Raw genomic sequence first — 20,508 nt, 5'->3', positions numbered from 1 at the left:
TAATCCGAAACAGTGCCCTTTGTTAAAACTTCGAAAGTCAAATAAGGTACGATTACCTCCAGAATGTAACACTTTCACACGTACTTATCATAGGTAACAGATTCTTTAAATAAAATCAAACTCCTTAATTTTAAAGTTAAAAATTAGTAATTAAATATTTGCTTATCTTGACAAGGAAACTACCAACCCTTGCATCATATGATTAACTTCTTTAGGAAACCTCGCAAAAAACAAGCTGATGCTGATGAGCTCTTCAATTATGTCGGATTTGCTATTGAGGAGATTACACTAATAGTTAACAATACAAGAAACATGCTGCTTCCTTTGAAAAGTAAGCGCATCATTTTTTTAGGCTTTTTGTTTCTGGCTCTATTAAGCAATTGCAAACCCGACAACGTTGTTCTAAAATCAACAGCCAACGCTCCATTTATAAAAGACCTTGCCGAAATTAAAAAAGATGGCAAGCTAAAAGTGCTTATTGCGTATAGCGGTACCAGTTATTTTTTATACCGAGGCAAGCCAATGGGGTATGAATATGAGTTGTTACAGCGGCTTGCGAAACATCTTAATCTAGAGTTAGAAATAAAAATCTCTAGCGACCTTGATATGCTTTTAACCAATTTAGCAAAAGGTAAAGCAGACCTTATCGCGTATGGTTTAGCCATTACAGATGAAAGAAAAAAAGTGGCCTCCTTCACCGACTATCTCTACTTGACGGAGCAGGTATTAGTTCAAAAAAAACCTAAGCATTGGCGTAAAATGACCTTGGATAACATTAATAAAAGCATCATACAAAATCCGCTAGAACTAATTGGTGATACGGTTTCTGTTCGAAAAAAAACATCCTACTTTGAAAGACTTACCAACCTCTCAAAAGAAATGGGAGGAGAAATTGTTATTGACACATTAAAAGGAAATTTATCTACAGCTGAAATCATTAAAATGGTTGTTGACAATAAAATCAAATATACGATTGCTGATAAAAACCTTGCCTCTATTAATGCATCCTATTTTCCAATTCTAGATACTAACGTTCCCGTAAGTTTTTCACAAAGAATTGCTTGGGCTGTTAGGCCTAATTCACCTGAATTACTGAATGCTACAAATTCATGGATTAAACAGTACCGTAAAAACCCAGAATACAATATTATTTATAATAAATATTTTAAGAATAAGAGAAGGTTTAAAAAACGAGTTAAAAGCGATTTTTATAGTGTTAACACTAATGAAATAAGTCAATATGACAATTTAATTAAAACTAATGCTGAGCTAATTAATTGGGACTGGCGTCTAATAGCAGCTATAATTTATCAGGAATCACGGTTTAAAAATGAAGCAAGTTCATGGTCAGGTGCAAAAGGGTTAATGCAGATGATGCCAGGTACCGCAAAAGACATGGGCGTTAAAGACATGGGCGTTAAAGACAGGCTAAACTCAGAAGAAAATATTAAAGGCGGGGTAAGGTACTTAAAACAACTATATGACGCGTACTCAGATATTACGGACAGAGAACAGCGGATTAAATTCACCCTAGCCTCTTATAATTGCGGTTATTTTCACGTTAAAGATGCCCAAAAATTAGCAAGATTAAATGGTTTAAAATCAACTATTTGGGATGATAACGTTAATGAAATGATTCTAGCCCTTACCTATCCTCAAAACTACAATAAGAAGGAAATAAAGTATGGCTATGTGAACGGTCAAGAACCCTTTAATTACGTAAATGAGATTTTTAACAGGTATGAACATTATATAAAATTCATAACAGAATAAGTTCATACTATTTTTAGACTCAGGGCTATTTTTCTATATAAAATACACTGCGGTTTTATCTCAAAAAAAGAAAAAAAGAAAACCTATTTCCAAAAAGAATCACTAATAAACTTTAACCCTACAGGCAAAGACTCACGCCAAAAAGGCCACGTATGCGCCCCGTCGCGCACCCTATATTCGTGTGGTATTTGGCGTGTTATAAGTTCTTTATGCAATTGAGCATTTCCTAGGGTAAGAAAATCATCATCCCCGCAGTCAAAATATATTTTTACTGTTTTTAACAGGGCCGGATCTTTGGTTTTAACAAGATGAAGTACGTCGTAGTCTTCATAGCTTTTATTGAGTCTATTTTTACCTTTAGTCCCAACCATATCGGGCATAGCCTTAGATACATACCCATTCATAGATTCTGGATCGGAAGTAGTCACCGATTCCTCGGTAAATACAGCAGAACTAAATGCGGCGCAAGCGCCAAACTGTTTGTCATACTTTAAAGCAAGTTTTAAGGAACCAGCTCCTCCCATAGATAAGCCACTGATTCCTGTATATCGTTTTCCTTTGCGAATACGGTAATTACTCTCTATAAATGGCAATAACTCTTTCATAAACATATCTTCAAAGGGATAGGTGTCATCTGTTCTGTTCATATAAAGTCTGTCATCCCCATCAGGCATAACAATCACCATTTCTTGTATGTTTCCCGCTTCAATTGCATGGTCTACGATACGTTGCATCCCACCTGCTTCAATCCAACTGGTTTCGTCACCCGTATACCCATTTAGTAGATACACCACCGGGTAATAACGTTCAGAGTCTTCATAGCCATCTGGTAAATAAATCGAATAGTTAACCTCCGTATTCAACAGTGCACTTTTCATAGGCAGGCTCTCCATGAGTTTACTCTGGGCAACAAGGGTACTAGTAATCGCAAACAGAAGAAAAAATAAGACATGCTTTTTCATGATATTAGGTATTTCAATTGATTAGGGGACTATCGTTGGTTTAAGTTAAACAGTATCCATCCATAGTACTTTACGGTTTCAAGGTAATAAAAGAATTCAATAAAGTCATCATTAATCACATTAGGGTTTATAGGGTCAGTCGTCTGTTCCTTTCCTTTCAATTTTTCAGTCCTGTTACTGCCCACTATAAATTCCTATACACCGTAATCCTTGCGTCTGAAATATAGCATCAGCGCTACTGCTACTCCATTCAAACACTTATTAATAGCTTAAATGTGTATCATTTATCATGTGCTTTATTAAAAAGACCAACCACTACCTCTACGTTGTTTATTACTAGCATGATAAAGCTTTACTACGATATTTTAAGTCAATCTTTCCTAGTTCAACTGCATTAAAGCAATTATAACGCTACAATGTGGCACTATACATATCAGTCCTAAATCGTTTAATAGTAAGCCGTAAAAGATAATTTAGTACCTTGAAAAAGTAACCATTATTAATGACTAACTTTTTAGAAACATTGGACAAAAAACGATACAATGAAAAAAGATTTAACAAAGGCAATACATTCCGCAAGCATAATAGTAATATTATTTATGATTGGGGGCCTAAGTGGTCAGGAAACTAGAAAGATAGGTGTTGGCACTAAGGCACCCAAAAACGCCGAAGTTCTTTTTGATGGCTCCAAAGACCTGTTGGATAAAAAATGGACCTATTGGGAAGGTCCAAGATTGGCTGCTGAATTACCTTTAAAATGGCAAATAGAAAAAGACCCTGTGACTAACGGAACTGTGGTCAACACCAATGACCCGTCTGCTGCTGGGGGGAAATACGGAGCAGCAGATATAGTGACCAAAACCAAATACCGTGATTTTAGACTTCATATTGAATTTTTGGTGGTCAAAGAAGGAGGTAATAGTGGTGTTTACCTACAAAACCGATATGAAATTCAAATATTGGACGGAGACAGAACCAAACATGGCATGGGAGCCGTAATCAATGAATCTGAATCTCCATACCATGCCTATAACGGCATTGGAAAATGGAATGCCTTCGATATTACTTTTCGTGCTGCACGGTTTAAAAATGGTGTTCGATCAGAAAAGGCTAGGGTCACCCTTTATTTTAACGGCCAGAAAGCACATAACAATGTAGCTATCGATAAAGTTTGGGGTGGCATAAATTCTGGTCTGGATGGTGGAGGAAAGCTTACAAATACCCCAGGGGGTATAAAACTACAGGCAGAAGGGCATGATGTGCTTTACAGGAATATCTGGATTAAAACACTAGATCTAAAAGAAGCGGACACCAATTTTTAAGAAAGGAATAAGAATCTGACAGCCTGAACCAAAAAGAGTATACCTATTCAAAATAAACCATACACATGAAAAAAATTCAACTATTTCTTAGCCTAGTTCTTATGCTAAGCGTCGCTTCCACCTATGCTAATACCCCGGCTGGCACTATGGTGGGTAACATGGAAACCCAAAATGATTCGGTACGGCTCGCAGCATTGGATGCTTTTTGGGCCGAGGTTTCAAGAACTGTACATGAGGGTGACTTTGAAGGCTATAAAGCTACGTACCATGAAGATGCGGTTGTTGTATTTACAACGGGAGAAAATAAAGCATCAATATCAATTACCAAAGCGCTGGCGAACTGGAAGCAGGATTTTATTGATACCAAAGCAGGAAGGACACAGAATAGTGTAATCTTTCGTTTCTCACAGCGTATTGGTGACGAAACTACTGCCCATGAAACAGGAATTTTCACCTTCCAATCCAACGATGGCAGTGCTAAAGAAAATCCAAGGCAATTCATTCATTTTGAAGCCTTACTCATAAAACGAGATAATTCTTGGTTGATGGTCATGGAATATCAAAAATCAAAGGCAAGCGAAGAAGAATGGGAGTTGTTAGAATAATACGCAGGACAGCCCCCGTTGTAAAGGGCCGCTATCGAGGTAATCGGCAATGTAAACGAGTAGCATCACAATCCTCAGCATCAGGTTGTTTGTAGAATGGAAAGAGTTTTTTTAAAAATCAACAAAATTATTTAGGTTCATTTACTTGTAATTAGAATAATTATTTTTGCTTATTTTTCATTGAATTCTAGTTCAAGTTTAGCCTCCAAGTCCTCAACCACAAGGCTTCTTCCAATTATTATACCCTCATCATCTATAAGGATATTGTCCGGGATTCCCTTGATATTATAAATTGTAGCCACATCACTTCGAGACCCTTTTTCCATCGAAATATGATCCCAGAGTAAACTATCCTCCGTAATTGCTTTTAACCAGTTTTCCTTCGTACGATCCATAGAGACCCCAATAATGTTAAATCCTTTTTCGTGAAACTTTTCATATACTTTTTTAAGGGCAGGATTTGACTCTCTGCAAGGGACACACCAAGATGCCCAAAATTCAATCAACGTATATTTTTTCCTTAGGTCAGAAACTTTAGTTTTTTGTCCCTTTACGTTATTCAGTTCAAAGTCAACATACGTGTCTCCTATTTGTGGGTCTATGTTCAGTTTCAAATACCGACCTAATTCTTTTCCATAAATCGATGCCTGGGTCCTATCGTTCATCAATGCAAAAAGTTCCGCGAACACTTCCTTGTCCAATCTAGCTCTAGATTCATTTAGGGTTCTGGCACTTTCTAAGGTATTAGGAAAATCCCTTATAAATGTTTTGGTAATCTCAAAACGTTCTTCATTTAATGCCCGCATTCGGGAGTAAAGGGTATCCGTTTCCTGATCCGTCAAATTTCCTCTCTCCCTCCCTGTCATTATAACCTTGCTAAGGCTATCTATTTTATTATTAATTGGGCGTTTTTTTAATTTGTGCACATTCAACATTCGCTGAGCTTCGCCCCCTACGATTATTGCTTTATTTAAATCGTCATTGTTTATTGTAACGCTTGTTTGGGTGTTCTCCAACCAGAAAAACACCTTTCCGGGCATACCTTTTATTTTAAGTAGTGTGCTTCTGGGCATATCAATAGTTCCTGTGAATTTGAACTTCCCGTCTTTGATAACAACAGAATCCTTTAAATAGACGGATTCATAATCAAATTGAAAAATCTCGCAGATACTATCATTGAAACCTTCAACGGTTCCTTGTATTTCATAACCAATATTTTTCGTCTCGTTTTTGCAAGAGGCCATTATCAAAAAGACCAAAACAAACATTACTTTTTTTATCATATTTCATATTTTATTTTACCCAGCCCCAGCTGGCGACAGTTTGCAACGGGTTCCCACACGAGTAATACCTAATTTTATCTCAACCATGGAACAAAAACTTACCCCAGCCATCCTTCTCTATCTAGGCTCCTGTACTGGATGGCTTCACCAATATGATTCCCATCCAACTTTTCTTCATTAGCTAAATCTGCAATGGTACGTGCTACTTTCAAGATACGATCGTAAGCACGAGCAGAAAGGTTGAGACGCTCCATGGCATTTTTAAGCAATGCTTTTGAAGCCTCATCCAATACGCAATATTCTCGAATCTGTTTGGTATTCATTTGGGCATTATAGTGCACGTTTTCGAGTCCTTCAAAGCGTTGCGTCTGAATTTCTCTACCTGCCGTAACACGCTTTCGTATGTCTACACTACTTTCCCCTTTTCTGTCTTCAGAAAGCTTTTCAAAAGGTACTGGGGTTACTTCTATATGAATATCTATTCGGTCCAACAACGGCCCTGAAATCTTGCTTAAATAGCGTTGCATCTCGGCAGGTGAAGACGTTACTGGAGCATCAGGGTCGTTAAAATAACCACCAGGGCTAGGGTTCATACTGGCGACTAACATAAAACTACTTGGGTAGGTTACAGTAAATCGCGCTCTGGAAATCGTTACTTCTCGATCTTCCAAGGGTTGGCGCAACACCTCCAACACCCCTCTTTTAAATTCGGGTAATTCATCTAAAAATAGCACGCCGTTGTGAGATAGTGATATTTCTCCGGGCTGCGGATAGGAACCGCCACCGACCAAGGCGACATCTGAAATAGTGTGATGTGGACTGCGAAAAGGTCGCTGATTCATCAATCCCATATTTTTAATTTTACCCACAACGCTATGAATTTTTGTTGTTTCCAATGCCTCATGTAGGGTCATTGGGGGTAGAATAGAGGGGAGTCGTTTTGCTAACATTGTTTTACCAGCACCTGGAGGTCCGATAAGAATAACATTATGACCGCCAGCCGCAGCAATTTCCATACAGCGTTTAATACTTTCTTGGCCCCTTACATCTGAAAAATCAAATTCTGGAAAATCCAAGCTTTTATAAAATTCCGCACGGGTATCTATAATCGTTTCTTCCAAAGGTGTTCCCTTATCAAAAAACTCCAACACCTGTTTGATATTATCTACACCATATACCTTTAAATCGCCTACAATTGCCGCTTCCTTTGCATTTTGACTAGGGAGAATAAAACCTACAAAACCTTCTTCCTGTGCTTTTATGGCTATGGGCAAGGCACCTTTGATCGGTTGCAAACTACCGTCTAGGGATAGTTCTCCCATGATGATGTATTTCGCTATTTCCTCCGATTGTATCTGACTGGATGCGGCCAAAATACCCAATGCCAAGGTAAGGTCATACGCAGAACCCTCTTTACGGAGGTCCGCTGGGGCCATATTTATGGTGATTTTTTTACCTGGTATTTTATACCCGTTATTCTGCAGTGCCGCCGCAATCCTGTAGTTACTTTCCTTAATTGCATTGTCCGGAAGGCCTACGAGATGATAGCCTATACCCTTATCTATATTTACCTCTACTGTTATCGTAGTCGCCTCTACTCCAAATACGGCACTCCCATACACCTTTGTAAGCATTTTTATTCCTTTGGACTAAAAATAAGGATTTCTGAGGAGTTTTGGATTTCTTCTTTGTTCATCATCATTTTACGGAATTTACCATCGATGAACATTTGAGCCTGATCTTTATAATGTTTACTGAAAGGATTCCCAGATTGTCCGGTTGGTAGGATGCTTACGCTATTTTCCACATCGGAAAAATCAATCACCCTGCGGGTAGATGGACCAGAAGTAGTCTTATAGGTTCCTGTAGCATCAAAACTAAAGGCCATATTGTTAATGACCTCCTTAGTACCATGTACCGGAAAAGGGCCCACATTAAGGAATGATCTCAAGGCTTCTACTTGTCCGATTGGGTGCGGATGTTCCAAGGTATGTACCTTATCCCATGTCCATTTGGAACTATCGCTACCAAAATCCTTCTCCAAAGAGGAAACGGCCTTTAAAAAGGCATCCTGTACTATAATTTTAGCTGTTTCGGTAGTTTCGGGGGTATTTACATTATCAAACCAAACGGAATTCGTGTGGCATGCCATGGGCGCAATCAAGCGCTTGTGCAGGTGTGTACTTAAAAACTGCTCAAATAAAGTACCGCCCAGTTCGTCCTTAAAGGTGTTTTCTAAAAAATAATATTCCCATCTCGTATACACCGTTGCAGCGATACTTCCCAAAGAATAGTCACCTTCCCATGTATTAATCTCGTCCAATACTTTAAGCTGTTCCTGCGTTAAAAGCGAAGCATCTATCTGCTTGACTAAATCACTAGCTATGGATGGATTTACAGCGGAAGTAATATCTAACATCATGTCACTCACACTGTCTATATCCCAGTCATTCTTCGGTGCTACTAAGTTCACAATACGTTTGCCCCTATTTTCTGGCAAATAGTACCCTGGGTACAACATTCCAGCGATAGAATCGGGCTGGTTGTTAGCAGAATACACATAGTTCCAAGGCGGATTCACAGCCTGCGGATTTTGAGAAAAATCTAATAATTTTTTATCTAGTGGTAAACCTGTGTTCGGTTCAAAAACCAATTTTGTATTCACGCTATCCGGTATTTCATAAAGCTGTGCACTCGCGAACCAACCTACATTTCCTTCAGCATCACCGTACATCATATTTAGGCCGGGGGCATGAATTTTGGGTAAAGCTGCGTAAAATTCTTCTAAATCAGTAGCTTGACTGATTCCATAAAAGGCATCTATTACCTCGTTTTCCATTTGGGTGTATACCCAAGACATGGCAATAGGACGCTCTCCAGTAACTTGGTCTGCGATACCGTTTAGTAGAGGCCCGTGAACTGATTTTTTAAAAGTAAAAGAAACGTCATCAGTATCTTTTACTTTTATGGTCTTATTAATGATTTCGTAGGATGCCCAACCTGTTGCCGTTTTGTATTCATCATCATTGGAAGGATTATTCTCTTCAAAATAAAAATCTACATCGTCATTCTCGAACATCGTCATTCCGTAGGCTAAATTTCGGTCATGCCCTAAAACAGGAAAAGGAATACCTGCCATGTGGTATCCGTATTTGGAATAGGTAGGCGTTTCTATATGCGCTTCATACCAAACCGATGGTTGCGCAAACCCAATGTGTGGATCGTTAGTGAAAATTACTTTTCCATTTTTAGTTTTTTCCGATGCTAAAACCCAGCTATTACTGCCTTCAAAGAGTGGAAGGTTTAATTTACCAAGCGCATTGGAAACCAAAGCGGTGACTGTATTTTGAACAGAATCGGACGCTGTGGGCGGATAATTTTTTATCCATTCCGAATCCGGACTTGAGTCTATTCCCAAATCTACTAGATATTCCTTACCCAACTTGTCCTTAATATTGGTAAGAAAAGGATCCGTTTTATGTGCCATAGCAAAACTAAAGGCCATATAGCCCATCGTATTGTACATGTCTTTTAATGTAAAGTCGGATTTATCAATACCTGTCAAGTAAAATTCCACAGGTGTTGGCCCTTCGGCTATAAATTGATTAACACCATCCAAATAGGCTTGTGCCACCTGTACAGCTTCTTTATTCGGGTCCAATTTGGAAACGGTTACCATAGAAGCGTCATCAATTCCTAGCGCAAGAAAAAATTTATCCGTCCCCAACAAATCGGTTCCAAATACTTCTGAGAGTCCGCCACTGCCGATCCTTCGCAGTAGCTCCATTTGCCAAAGTCGGTCTTGGGCATGCACGTAGCCTAATGCTCTAAACGCATCTTTCTCTGTAGTGCCGTAAATATGGGGAATACCATAGGCATCGTAATACACTTGTACCTCATTCTCTAGTTGTACCAGTGTTTTAGTACCCGAATAATCTGGTTTAAGGGTTTGAACGAAGATGGTCCCGGTAATAACTAGTATCACTACTAACACCAGTAAAAGAAGTCCGGTTTTCTTTAAAATTCTCATATCTGTTCTTGGCGGATTTTGAACTCAAGGTATAATTATTTCTATTAAAAAAAACCTATAGCTCTGTAATTTAGTAACGAATTATTGCCGTTACCTTATTCCTAAAGTTACTTATTAAAATTATTTAGCCCTTCTAAAAGCCATAACCGATACGTATCCGCATCGCTATTTTGAATTGAGGTATTGAGTACTTCCAAGTCCGGAGAAAGCAGCACATAAAATGGTTGAGAAACCGCATTAAAATTAATATCCTGAAAGGTACCCCATTTCTGTGCAATATTTTCTATGCGTTTTACACGACCCGAATCATATTGAAAATCGAATTGCTCAGTCTTTGGGAGTTCTTCTCGATCATCCACATAAAGGGAAATTAGCACATAGTCGTTCTTTAAGATTGGAAAGATATCCAGTTCGCTCCACACGTTCTCCTCCATTTTTCTGCAATTGACACAGGCCCATCCAGTAAAATCCAATAAAATGGGTTTGTTTTTTTCTTTGGCATACGCCAAGCCGGTTTCAAAGTCCTTAAAGCAATCTATACCCAGTGGGCAATCGCTTTCCTGTTCAAAAACACTATAGAATTCAGGTGGTGGAAAACCACTCAGCAATTTAAGGTTGGTTATAGTACTCACACCAAGAATCAGATATAGGCTAAAAGCTGCACTTAGGATACCTGTAATTTTTCTACCCATGCTTAATTTTGCCTTTGGCCCGTCATGTGGGAAACGTAAAACACCAAATAAATAGAGAGTCATAAGTAATCCTAGTAAGATCCAAATACCTAGGAATATCTCTCTTTTAAGAATGTCCCAATGGCCAACTAAATCGGCATTAGAAAGGAATTTTAGGGCAAGTCCTAACTCTAAAAATCCGAGAACTACTTTTACAGTAGTCATCCAACCACCAGATTTTGGTAGGGAATTTAACCAAGCCGGGAACAAGGCGAACAAGGCAAATGGCAAGGCCAGCGCAACACCAAAACCGGTCATACCCGCTGTAAGGTTAATAGCCACATCACCTTCTGCTAAAGTCGTACCGCCCAACAGGCCGCCTAATATAGGCCCTGTACAGGAAAAGGAAACGATAGCAAGCGTTACGGCCATAAAAAATATACCCAAAGCACCACCCACCTTTGAAGAGGCAGCATCCATCTTATTGGCCCATGAACTGGGCAATGTCAATTCATAATATCCAAAAAAGGAGAAAGCAAAGAATACGAATATGGCGAAGAAAGCAAGATTCAGCCATATATTAGTGGCTATGGTATTCAATATTTGTGAATCTACGGAATCAAACAAATGAAAGGGCAGACTTAACAAAAAGTATATCAGCACTATAAAAAATCCATATAACAGGGCATTGCCGATACCTTTGGACTTCGTCTGCGATTGTTTGGTAAAGAACGATACCGTTAATGGAATCATTGGAAACACACAAGGGGTTAAAAGGGCAATGAGTCCGCCTAAAAATCCCAATGCAAAAATAACCCATAAACTGGTACTTGCGCTAATATTTTCCTGTCCCTGAGTGAGTAACTCCTTGTTCTTTAGGTCTAATTTTAAACCTGCAGAAAGTTCCTTACTGCGCTCGTCTATCGCTACCGTTTCATTTACTACAGGTTCACCGTTCAAAGAAAAAACAAAATCAATATCGGCAGGAATACAAACCTTTTTACAGATCTGATAAAACAAATTGACTTTTATATGGGAAACATCGGTATTTAAGAGTTTTATCCGTTGTGTAAAAATAGCTTCCTTCTTAAAAAAGGTTTCGTCTATCTGAAAAATATCACTGAATTCAGTAATGGTTTTACTTTCTTGAGATTCGCCAATAAGCTGGTAATCCTTGCCTACTTCTTTATAATTAAATTCACTAGGCAGGGATCCACCTTCCGAAGTAAACTGGGAATACACATGCCAACCTTCAAAAATTTGACCTTTTACAATCAATTCGTACTCGGTATCGGAAATTTGCTGCACATTGGTTTCCCAAACTACAGGGGTTTCATCATCCTGGGCTATCCCAAAAAACGGTAAAACAAAAAACAAAAAAGATAGTAGTACTATTCTCATAATTTCACTTCAATTCTTAAAATAGCTTTTGTGTTGGGCTGCACTTTAAAACGTTCATCTGCCCTTTTTCCTATAACCCATACAATATCCTCGCCAGAACATAAGAACCATTGCCTGTCTTTTAGGGCTACGGGAACTTTTTCATCCTTAAAGAATTTTGCCAATTTCTTTTTTCCTTGTAAACCCAAGGGGTAAAAATAGTCGCCTTTCTTCCATTTCCTTACCAGTAACGGATATTTTAACGCATTTTTATCAACATAAATTATAGCTGATGTGTTTTCATTTCTTTCGGGTACGTCTAAAAATTCCAACCCAATAGGTAATATAACACTATTGTCGTTTTGTGATATGGCATAGGTGTCCGCTTCGCCTCTTTCTATGTCTGATGGAGAAAGCCATAGAAAACCCCGATCCTTGGACAAGATGTGTGTTTTGGATTCGATGCATTTTCCACTCATAGCATCCAACAAATCCCTGAGATTTCCCCATTCGTTAAAGCCGAATTCCTGAAAGAGTCCGTACAAATAACCATCTAAGGGATGCAACTTTTTCAACTTCGAAATGGATATTTTCGATAATCCATTTTCTTGCACGAACAACGCTTTTTGAAGCTCTGCCAGTTGATTTTTGGCGATAGCAGCCGACTGATTCAAATACGTAGTGCTCTTTTTAAAATTTTCCAAAAAATTAGGGTGGAGTTCTTTAAGCACAGGTACCAATTCTAAACGGATTTTGTTCCTTAAATACTTTGCATCTGCATTACTGGCATCCTCTCGCCATTCTAAGCCATTTGATTTTGCGTAAGCCAAAAGCTCTGCTCTGGAGTACTTTAAGAGCGGACGTGCAATGGTCTCTGTATGTTCGGGTATTCCCGTGAGTCCATCTATTCCGGTACCTCTAGAGAGATTGATTAAAAACGTTTCCAAATTATCATCCAAATGATGCGCCGTAAGGACTTTGGTAAAACCATTTGTTTTCATAAGCCCATGAAACCAGGTGTACCTCAATTCTCGCGCTGCCATTTGCACGGAAACCTTTTCTTGTTTTACATGGCCAAGCGTATCAAAATGGGTATTCAAAAATACTTTACCTAGTTGCTTAGCCAAATGCTCTACAGATACCTGATCAGCATCACTTTCCAAACCACGTAGTTTAAAATTACAATGTGCAATGGCAATATCCATCTCAATAGCGTGACAAAGATGCGTTAATACCACACTATCTAATCCTCCACTACAAGCAACTAACACCCTATCTTTCAACAACGAAGAAAAATTTGAAGCGATATGAGATTTAAAATCAGTAAGCATTAGGCAAAGGTAGGATTTTTAAAAGATGTTAGACATGAGAATTGGACCGTGAGAATTGAAATTTGATACAAGAGACAGTATGTACTTGTTTCGTTGGAAGTAAAAAGTAATCGTTGTGCACCTTTGCGATGAGCGAACCTTTCGATTTAAGCCATGAGCGAAAGTTATTGCGACACGATAATTTATTTGACTTGAATTTATGTTTGGTTTAGCATTTGAACAATTCTTAAAGTCCAAAAACCTATAACTAATAACTCCGAACTAGGATTACAGCAATCCTCAAAACCTACTCCTCCAACACCTGACGCATGGCCTTCGCCTTTAATAAACACTCCTGATATTCCTTCTCGGGAACAGACTTGGCCGTAATGGCACTACCTACAGCGTAAGACACATATTTCTTGGTTTCATTGTAAAGAATACTGCGGATTACCACGTTAAAATCAAAATCGGCTTTGGGCGTAAAATAACCTACTGCCCCACTATACAGGCCGCGCTTAAAAGATTCCAAGTCCTCTATAATTTTCATGGCAGAGACTTTTGGGGCTCCTGTCATACTGCCCATGGGAAAATTTTCCTTTACCAATGAAACAACATTTTTATCGGTTGGAACTATTGCCGATACCGTGGAAATCATTTGATGCACTTGTTCAAAAGAATAGACTTCACATAATTCTTCTACCACTACACTACCCCTTAACGCACTTTTAGAGAGGTCGTTGCGTACCAAGTCCACAATCATTATATTTTCCGATCGCTCTTTTTCATCAGTTTGTAATGCTTGGATTAAACGAGTGTCGATTTCCTTGTCCTTAGAACGTGGCGCAGTTCCTTTAATGGGTTGAGAAATTATTTTTGAACCTATTTTCTTCAGGTACCGCTCCGGACTGGCACACATTAAATACTTGTCGAATAATTTTAGATACGTGGCAAAAGGCGGTTTGGAAATGGCATTGAGTTTTTTGTATGTTTTTACCGCATCAATCTTTAAATCTTCAGCATAAAATTCCTGACAAAAATTAGCCTCATAAATATCGCCTTGATGAATATGACCCAACATTTGGTTGACCTTAGAAAAATACTCATCCTTAAAAATTCGCATTTTAACGTGGACATCACCATCAGTGGCCATACTCTTATCTTGTTGTAATGTTCCTTTGGATAGCACGTCATAATCACCCGAAATGGCATCGGCTACCATATTCAAATAAATAAAATCGACTTCATTCCCTTGTATCCTTATTATTTTTTTGGGTTGAAAAAAATAAAGATCAGGAAATTCTAAACCATCTAAGTTTTCGGAGGACAAGAACTCGGTATCGTTTTTAAGGTCGTAGGAGAGATAGCCAAAAATCCAATCATTTACTTGAGATTGATATTCTGCCAAATTAGAAAATCCGTGCCGGGCATCGGTAGAGATTCCCGTTAATCCATCTACGGCCAAGAGTCCGTCAAAAGAGCTATATGCGCCGGTATGCCCATTACTATCCAACCACGCAACCTCATCGTATTGGCGCGACCACTCTAAAAGATTATTCTTAAAATTTTGAATATCGAAAACGGTATAACAAACAGTTTTTCTCAACTACTAGCGTATTGCATCTAAGAAAGCTTGCACCTTTTTTGAATGTTCTGAAGCCAATTCCGTATCTAAAATACCTTTCTCCATATCAAAATTATCCGAAAAACTGGGTAATGAAAAGGTATCTGTGACCAATGCACCAAAGCGTAAAAGCAATTTCTCACTTACTTCCAGGGAGCTCTGGGCTCCACGTTTTCCACCTGATGTAGCCATTAAAAACACTTTTTGATGCCTGATAAAATCGATATCCACTCTAGACAACCAATCGATTAAATTTTTAAAATAAGCCGATGGATTACCGTTGTGCTCGTTAACGGATATGATAATACCAGAAGCCTTTTGTATGTCTTCCTTAAACGCTACCAGAGCGTTTGAAAAGCCATGCTCCTTTTCGTAATCCTCACTATACACAGGAAAAGGATAGTTGGAAAGATTCAATAACCGAAGTTCCTGTTGGGTTACTAAAGAGGCCGTATAACGTACCAATTTATAATTTATGGAAGTTGATGAATTACTACCTGCAAATCCTAATATATATGACATCTAGTTAATTTTTTTCGATGACGAAAATACCCCAAATACTATTGAATTGCCAGTATTTTATCTAATTTTACCTCGAAAAACGTCCAAACCGACTCGTATTGAAGTATATAGCTATAAAATGACCAACGTAATCGCAAAAAATACAAGGTTATATTTTGTTGATGCCATACGTGCATGGGCAATCCTTATGATGCTTCAAGGGCACTTTATAGATGGCCTTTTGGATAATGCGTTCCGAGACGATAGCAACATACTTTTTACCATTTGGAAATATTTTAGAGGTATCACCGCACCTGTATTCTTTACCGTTTCTGGTTTCATATTCACCTATTTGTTGATTAAAGCACCCAAAAATGGCTGGGACAATCCAAGGGTCATAAAAGGAATTAGACGCGGTTTTGAGTTATTGATTATTGGCTATTTACTTCGTTTGAATCTTTTTGGACTTTTTAAGGCCGAAGTCTACGATTCTTTTTATCTAGTGGACGTATTGCACTGTATTGGACTATCCATACTAGGCATTATTGGGATTTATATTTTATCTGGTACTCTAAAAAAATGGTTGCTGCCTGCTATTCTAGTTGGTACTACAATTGCCTTATTTGTATTTGAACCGTGGTACAAATTTGCTAACTTTCACCTACTACCCCAATGGATTGCCAATTACTTTACCAAGGCAAATGGTTCTGTATTTACTATTTTACCATGGTTTGGATATGCCACTTTTGGGAGTTTCGCCGCGGTACTATTTTATCGATACAAGAAAAGTTCCTATTTATATCCTGTTGCCATAGGAATTTGTGTCAGTACAGGTTTGTTATTAATTTTCTATTCTTCCGATGCTTTTCTGGCACTCGCTCACTACACTGACATAAAACTCTTTGAAGCTATATTTTTCAACAACTACCTGTTTATTAGACTTGGCGATGTCCTTTTGGTATGTGCTCTTTTTATGTTGGCAAGAAAGTTTCTTACTAACAAAACTGTATTGCGACTAGGGCAAAGTACATTATCTATCTACGTCATTCATTTTGTAATACTGTATGGTAGTTTTACAGGTTTAGGGCTCTACGGGTTCTTTCATCATTCCATGGGCCCGATTATTCTGGTTCCTGGTGCTATTTTGTTCATTGTAGCCTGCTCTTATTTAGCTTTACGATATGAGGATAATAAGGCTGATATCAAGCTGTCTATCTATACCTATTTAAATGTTTTCAGAAAAAGAATAGAGTATGCTCTATTATACGGCTTCAGTCTGCTTCGGAACTTTTCCTTAAAATTAGCCAAGCTATTTGGACTGATTAAAAATTGAATCCTACCGTTCCCGTTTTCGGTTCTTTCGCTTACATTGTAAAAAAATGTAATATATGAGCGATGTAAAATATTCCCCTATTCAAGTAGATTTAGAAAAAGACAGAAAATATGCATGGTGCACCTGTAGTCATAGTGAAAATCAACCTTTTTGTGATGGTGCGCACAGAGCACATAACAAGCCACCTTCTTTGGGTTTTAGTGTTGAAGAAGATAAGGCTGCTTTTTTATGTACTTGTAAAAAAACAAGCAATCCTCCGCATTGTGATGGGAGTCATAACAAGTAGATATTTTTTCAAACAGCGTTTGAAAACAAAAAAAAGCAGCCTCGAAAAGGCTGCTTTTTTTTGTTGTGACACTACCGTTACATCAAATTTGCGGTAGGTATTACTTTAAATATGCAAAGCACGATCACCCGTCGCGGCCAAAGCTGCTTCTTTAACTGCCTCGGCGTAGGTTGGGTGTGCATGACTCATGCGCGCAATATCCTCCGCGGATGCACGGAACTCCATAGCGGTAACCGCTTCGGTAATTAAATCTGCACATCTAGCACCTATCATATGTGCACCCAATACTTCATCCGTAGTTTTATCGGCCAATATTTTCACAAATCCATCTATATCGGTACTCGCCCTGGCACGACCTAAAGCTCGCATGGGGAATTGTCCAACTTTGTATGCAACGCCCGCTTCTTTCAACTCTTCTTCGGTTTTGCCTACGGATGCAACCTCTGGCCAAGTATATACTACATTAGGTATTAAATTGTAGTCTATATGCGGTTTCTGACCTGCCAATTGCTCTGCTACTAAGGTTCCCTCCTCTTCAGCTTTGTGGGCCAACATAGCTCCTTTAACAACATCTCCAATGGCGTAAATGTTATCCACATTCGTTTTTAAATGTCCATCTACTGCAACCCTGCCACGATCGTCCAAATTCACGCCCGCCGCTTCTAGATTAAGTCCTTTAGTAAAGGGGCTTCTACCCACCGATACCAAGCAATAATCACCTTCAAAAATAACTTCGTTACCTTTTTTATCGTCCGCCTTTACGGTTATTTTATCGCCGCTACGCACTACAGATTTTACTTTATGGGACAGGGCAAATTTTACCTTTTGCTTTTTCAATACTTTCATAAGTTCCTTAGAAAGTGCCGCATCCATAACGGGTATAATACGATCCATATATTCTACTACCGTAACTTCTGCACCCAATCTTTTATACACCTGACCCAACTCTAGTCCAATGACACCGCCACCGACAATAATCATGTGCTTTGGAATCTCCTTTAATTTTAATGCATCGGTTGATGTGATAATGCGTTCCTTATCCACGGTAATAAATGGTAATGTAGAAGGTTTGGAACCTGTTGCGATAATAACATGTTTCGCTTCTATAGTATCCGTGCTACCATCATCTTTTGTGATATTAACGTGTGTGGCATCCTTAAAACTGCCTAAACCTTGGCGTACTTCTATTTTGTTTTTATCCATCAAGAACTCAATACCCTTGGTGGTCTGATCTACGACGGCCTGCTTGCGACCTATCATTTTTTCTAGATTTATTTTTATTTCACCCGGAATTTCAATACCGTGTTCTTCAAAATGTTTTACGGCATCTTCATAGTGGTGCGATGAATCCAATAAGGCTTTAGAAGGTATACAACCAACATTCAAACAAGTACCTCCTAGGGTAGGATATTTTTCTATTATTACGGTCTTCATTCCCAACTGGGCACAACGGATTGCGGCAACATATCCTCCAGGTCCAGAGCCTATAATGGCTACGTCATATTCATTCATATCTTCTATATTTTCAAATTACTACAAAATTAATACTATTTTCTGTTTTTAAAGCGGGATTGCTGTAGAATGCTTTACCTCTTTTATGGTAAACGAACTTTGTGTGCTTCCTATATGGTTAATCGCTGTAAGTTTGGAGACCATAAAGTTTCGATAATCGCCCATATCCCTAACCACTATTTTTAATAGATAATCATAATCTCCACTCAAATGATGACACTCCACTACCTCCTCAAGTTTTAAAACTTCGCGCTCAAATTGTTTGATATTCTCCCTTGTATGTTGTACCAGTTTTATATGGCAAAACACAATAAAAGTTTTATCCACTTCAACTTTACCTACCAAGGCTACATAGCTTTTAATGGTCCCTGACTTTTCTAAACGCTTAATACGTTCATAAACAGCAGTGGTAGAAAGTCCAAGTTGATGAGCATATTCCTTGGTAGTCTTTTTACAATCTTGTTGCAAAAGGCATAATAGTTTCAAGTCAATTGCATCTAGCTTCATAAAGAATAGGGTTCTTTTAAATGAATACAACGCACAATATATCCGTTATATTTTCTAAAATTACTATAAATATAGTTTTATATTCTGTATTAATCAATTACCATTGACAATTAATCACTAATACTATAAGTTTGCTTGCAAAATATACTATTATGAGTAAGAAAGCAGCGAACGATTTACAGGATTTACAACATTTTGGAGAGTATGGTGGTGTTAACCCCTCTATTTCAGATTCCTCTACATATACCTTTCTATCGGCCAAAACCATGTTCGATACCTTTGAAGGAAATACCGAAGGCTGTTATCTTTATAGTAGGCATTCTACCCCTTCCAACCTATATTTAGGAGAAGCACTTGCAGCATTGGAAGGTACCGAGGCCGCAAACGTTACCGCAAGTGGAATGGGTGCCATTACGGCCGTAATCCTGCAACTGTGTAATGCAGGTGACCATATTGTGAGCAGCAGGACGATTTATGGGGGCACTTATGCTTTTATGAAAAACTTCCTTAAAAAGTTCAATATCGAAACTTCTTTTGTGGACATTACGGATATGGACGCTGTTGCAAAGGCCATCACGCCAAAAACTAAAATGATTTATTGCGAAAGCGTGAGTAATCCATTATTGGAAGTTGCTGATATTTCGGCTTTGGCAAAGATTTCCCATAAAAACGAAATTCCATTAGTAGTAGATAATACCTTTTCGCCCTTAACTATCCGTCCCGCATCCTTAGGAGCAACTATTGTTATCCATAGCCTTACCAAGTTCATCAACGGAACCAGCGATTGTGTTGCTGGGGTTGTTTGTGGCACGACTGATTTTTGTCTGGGTCTAAAAGATGTAAACAATGGCGCAGGAATGCTTTTGGGTAGCACGTTGGATAGTCAACGAGGAGCATCAATCCTTAAAAATATGCGCACCCTGCATATAAGAATACAAAAACACAGCGAAAATGCGCTTTTTCTTGCAGAAAAATTTGAAGCTGACGGATTAAAGGTCATTTATCCCGGACTTTCCTCCCATCCTGGACATTTAAAAATGAAAGACCAAATGATTCCTCAATATGGATTTGGAGGTCTTATCTCGCTAGATGTTGGTTCTTTGGAAAATGCAAATGCCCTCATGGAATTGATGCAAGACAATAAATTAGGGTATTTGGCCGTGAGTTTAGGATTCTACAAAACATTATTTAGCGCGCCCGGGAGTTCAACTTCCTCTGAAATTCCTGAAGAAGAACAGAAAGAAATGGGACTGGGCGACGGATTAATTCGTTTTTCCATAGGGTTGGACAATGATATCCAAAGAACCTATGAGCAGATGAAGCAATGTATGGAACAACTAGAAATTCTAGGAAGCAAGACTTTAATTAGCCAATAACCCATTGTAATAAGGTTTGCACAACCGTGGCAT

General features: G+C 38.5%; 16 protein-coding genes. 6 read left to right on the top strand and 10 right to left on the bottom strand.

The window, feature by feature from the left end; all coding sequences use genetic code 11:
• Window positions 1-198: 198 nt before the first annotated feature.
• Window positions 199-1,773 carry an MltF family protein gene (locus Q360_RS0102185; protein ID WP_245603132.1) on the top strand — a complete coding sequence of 525 codons (1,575 nt, stop codon included), beginning with the start codon at window positions 199-201 and terminating at the stop codon, window positions 1,771-1,773.
• Window positions 1,774-1,856: 83 nt separating this feature from the next.
• Here the strand turns inward: Q360_RS0102185 and Q360_RS0102180 are convergent, their stop codons facing one another.
• A complete protein-coding gene (locus tag Q360_RS0102180; RefSeq protein ID WP_084273337.1) occupies window positions 1,857-2,735 on the bottom strand; it encodes an alpha/beta hydrolase in 879 nt (292 codons plus the stop codon).
• A gap of 542 nt (window positions 2,736-3,277) precedes the next feature.
• On the opposite strand from Q360_RS0102180, the gene Q360_RS0102175 reads away from it, so the two are divergent.
• Both Q360_RS0102175 and Q360_RS0102170 read left to right on the top strand, forming a co-directional pair.
• Window positions 3,278-4,057, top strand: coding sequence for a 3-keto-disaccharide hydrolase (locus Q360_RS0102175; RefSeq protein WP_027075626.1), 780 nt, complete (start codon window positions 3,278-3,280; stop codon window positions 4,055-4,057).
• Between the two features lie 65 nt (window positions 4,058-4,122).
• Window positions 4,123-4,662: a nuclear transport factor 2 family protein gene (locus Q360_RS0102170; RefSeq protein ID WP_156949981.1), complete on the top strand. Its 540-nt coding sequence runs from the start codon at window positions 4,123-4,125 to the stop codon at window positions 4,660-4,662.
• 170 nt (window positions 4,663-4,832) lie between these two features.
• Here Q360_RS0102170 and Q360_RS24345 read toward each other — a convergent pair whose 3' ends face one another.
• From Q360_RS24345 to Q360_RS0102135, 7 genes are all read right to left on the bottom strand, one after another.
• Window positions 4,833-5,945: a TlpA disulfide reductase family protein gene (locus Q360_RS24345; protein ID WP_084273336.1), complete on the bottom strand. Its 1,113-nt coding sequence runs from the start codon at window positions 5,943-5,945 to the stop codon at window positions 4,833-4,835.
• Window positions 5,946-6,043: 98 nt separating this feature from the next.
• Complete coding sequence (locus Q360_RS0102160; protein ID WP_027075624.1) at window positions 6,044-7,579, bottom strand: YifB family Mg chelatase-like AAA ATPase; 1,536 nt, start codon at window positions 7,577-7,579, stop codon at window positions 6,044-6,046.
• Window positions 7,580-7,581: 2 nt separating this feature from the next.
• Window positions 7,582-9,975: a penicillin acylase family protein gene (locus Q360_RS0102155; RefSeq protein ID WP_027075623.1), complete on the bottom strand. Its 2,394-nt coding sequence runs from the start codon at window positions 9,973-9,975 to the stop codon at window positions 7,582-7,584.
• Window positions 9,976-10,082: 107 nt separating this feature from the next.
• Window positions 10,083-12,047: a protein-disulfide reductase DsbD family protein gene (locus Q360_RS0102150; RefSeq protein ID WP_036194762.1), complete on the bottom strand. Its 1,965-nt coding sequence runs from the start codon at window positions 12,045-12,047 to the stop codon at window positions 10,083-10,085.
• A complete protein-coding gene (gene tilS, locus Q360_RS0102145) occupies window positions 12,044-13,357 on the bottom strand; it encodes a tRNA lysidine(34) synthetase TilS (protein ID WP_027075621.1) in 1,314 nt (437 codons plus the stop codon). The genes Q360_RS0102150 and tilS overlap by 4 nt, the downstream gene beginning before the upstream one ends.
• A gap of 286 nt (window positions 13,358-13,643) precedes the next feature.
• Window positions 13,644-14,942 (bottom strand): anthranilate synthase component I family protein, encoded by a 1,299-nt coding sequence (locus Q360_RS0102140; RefSeq protein ID WP_027075620.1) that lies wholly within the window; start codon window positions 14,940-14,942, stop codon window positions 13,644-13,646.
• A 3-nt stretch (window positions 14,943-14,945) separates the two neighbouring features.
• A complete protein-coding gene (locus tag Q360_RS0102135) occupies window positions 14,946-15,482 on the bottom strand; it encodes an NADPH-dependent FMN reductase (protein ID WP_027075619.1) in 537 nt (178 codons plus the stop codon).
• Between the two features lie 118 nt (window positions 15,483-15,600).
• Between Q360_RS0102135 and Q360_RS0102130 the strand changes: the two genes are divergently transcribed.
• Together Q360_RS0102130 and Q360_RS0102125 are read left to right on the top strand one after the other, a co-directional pair.
• A complete protein-coding gene (locus Q360_RS0102130) occupies window positions 15,601-16,794 on the top strand; it encodes an acyltransferase family protein (RefSeq protein WP_027075618.1) in 1,194 nt (397 codons plus the stop codon).
• 55 nt (window positions 16,795-16,849) lie between these two features.
• Window positions 16,850-17,080: a CDGSH iron-sulfur domain-containing protein gene (locus Q360_RS0102125; RefSeq protein ID WP_027075617.1), complete on the top strand. Its 231-nt coding sequence runs from the start codon at window positions 16,850-16,852 to the stop codon at window positions 17,078-17,080.
• Between the two features lie 105 nt (window positions 17,081-17,185).
• On the opposite strand, the gene lpdA is transcribed toward Q360_RS0102125, so the two are convergent.
• Together lpdA and Q360_RS0102115 are read right to left on the bottom strand one after the other, a co-directional pair.
• Window positions 17,186-18,592, bottom strand: a complete 1,407-nt coding sequence (gene lpdA, locus Q360_RS0102120; protein WP_027075616.1) for a dihydrolipoyl dehydrogenase — start codon at window positions 18,590-18,592, stop codon at window positions 17,186-17,188.
• 48 nt (window positions 18,593-18,640) lie between these two features.
• Window positions 18,641-19,099 carry an Lrp/AsnC family transcriptional regulator gene (locus Q360_RS0102115; RefSeq protein WP_027075615.1) on the bottom strand — a complete coding sequence of 153 codons (459 nt, stop codon included), beginning with the start codon at window positions 19,097-19,099 and terminating at the stop codon, window positions 18,641-18,643.
• Between the two features lie 152 nt (window positions 19,100-19,251).
• Here Q360_RS0102115 and Q360_RS0102110 point away from each other — a divergent pair, with 152 nt between their 5' ends.
• Window positions 19,252-20,475 (top strand): aminotransferase class I/II-fold pyridoxal phosphate-dependent enzyme, encoded by a 1,224-nt coding sequence (locus Q360_RS0102110; protein WP_027075614.1) that lies wholly within the window; start codon window positions 19,252-19,254, stop codon window positions 20,473-20,475.
• Window positions 20,476-20,508 lie beyond the last annotated feature (33 nt).

Origin of the sequence: Maribacter antarcticus DSM 21422 (assembly GCF_000621125.1) — a bacterium.
Classification (GTDB): Bacteria; Bacteroidota; Bacteroidia; order Flavobacteriales; family Flavobacteriaceae; genus Maribacter; species Maribacter antarcticus.
The sequence above is the reverse complement of the archived record's forward strand: the minus strand, read 5'-3'. Positions and strand labels throughout refer to the sequence as shown.

What these genes read in the sequence shown, in the direction of transcription:
- Q360_RS0102130 (WP_027075618.1), top strand. Translation starts at nt 15,601, where the DNA reads ATGACCAACGTAATCGCAAAAAATACAAGGTTATATTTTGTTGATGCC.
- Q360_RS0102110 (WP_027075614.1), top strand. Translation starts at nt 19,252, where the DNA reads ATGAGTAAGAAAGCAGCGAACGATTTACAGGATTTACAACATTTTGGA.
- Q360_RS0102150 (WP_036194762.1), bottom strand. Translation starts at nt 12,047, where the DNA reads ATGAGAATAGTACTACTATCTTTTTTGTTTTTTGTTTTACCGTTTTTT.
- Q360_RS0102155 (WP_027075623.1), bottom strand. Translation starts at nt 9,975, where the DNA reads ATGAGAATTTTAAAGAAAACCGGACTTCTTTTACTGGTGTTAGTAGTG.
- Q360_RS0102135 (WP_027075619.1), bottom strand. Translation starts at nt 15,482, where the DNA reads ATGTCATATATATTAGGATTTGCAGGTAGTAATTCATCAACTTCCATA.
- Q360_RS0102160 (WP_027075624.1), bottom strand. Translation starts at nt 7,579, where the DNA reads ATGCTTACAAAGGTGTATGGGAGTGCCGTATTTGGAGTAGAGGCGACT.
- Q360_RS0102115 (WP_027075615.1), bottom strand. Translation starts at nt 19,099, where the DNA reads ATGAAGCTAGATGCAATTGACTTGAAACTATTATGCCTTTTGCAACAA.
- Q360_RS0102175 (WP_027075626.1), top strand. Translation starts at nt 3,278, where the DNA reads ATGAAAAAAGATTTAACAAAGGCAATACATTCCGCAAGCATAATAGTA.
- Q360_RS0102125 (WP_027075617.1), top strand. Translation starts at nt 16,850, where the DNA reads ATGAGCGATGTAAAATATTCCCCTATTCAAGTAGATTTAGAAAAAGAC.
- Q360_RS0102170 (WP_156949981.1), top strand. Translation starts at nt 4,123, where the DNA reads ATGAAAAAAATTCAACTATTTCTTAGCCTAGTTCTTATGCTAAGCGTC.
- Q360_RS0102180 (WP_084273337.1), bottom strand. Translation starts at nt 2,735, where the DNA reads ATGAAAAAGCATGTCTTATTTTTTCTTCTGTTTGCGATTACTAGTACC.
- lpdA (WP_027075616.1), bottom strand. Translation starts at nt 18,592, where the DNA reads ATGAATGAATATGACGTAGCCATTATAGGCTCTGGACCTGGAGGATAT.
- Q360_RS24345 (WP_084273336.1), bottom strand. Translation starts at nt 5,945, where the DNA reads ATGATAAAAAAAGTAATGTTTGTTTTGGTCTTTTTGATAATGGCCTCT.
- Q360_RS0102185 (WP_245603132.1), top strand. Translation starts at nt 199, where the DNA reads ATGATTAACTTCTTTAGGAAACCTCGCAAAAAACAAGCTGATGCTGAT.
- tilS (WP_027075621.1), bottom strand. Translation starts at nt 13,357, where the DNA reads ATGCTTACTGATTTTAAATCTCATATCGCTTCAAATTTTTCTTCGTTG.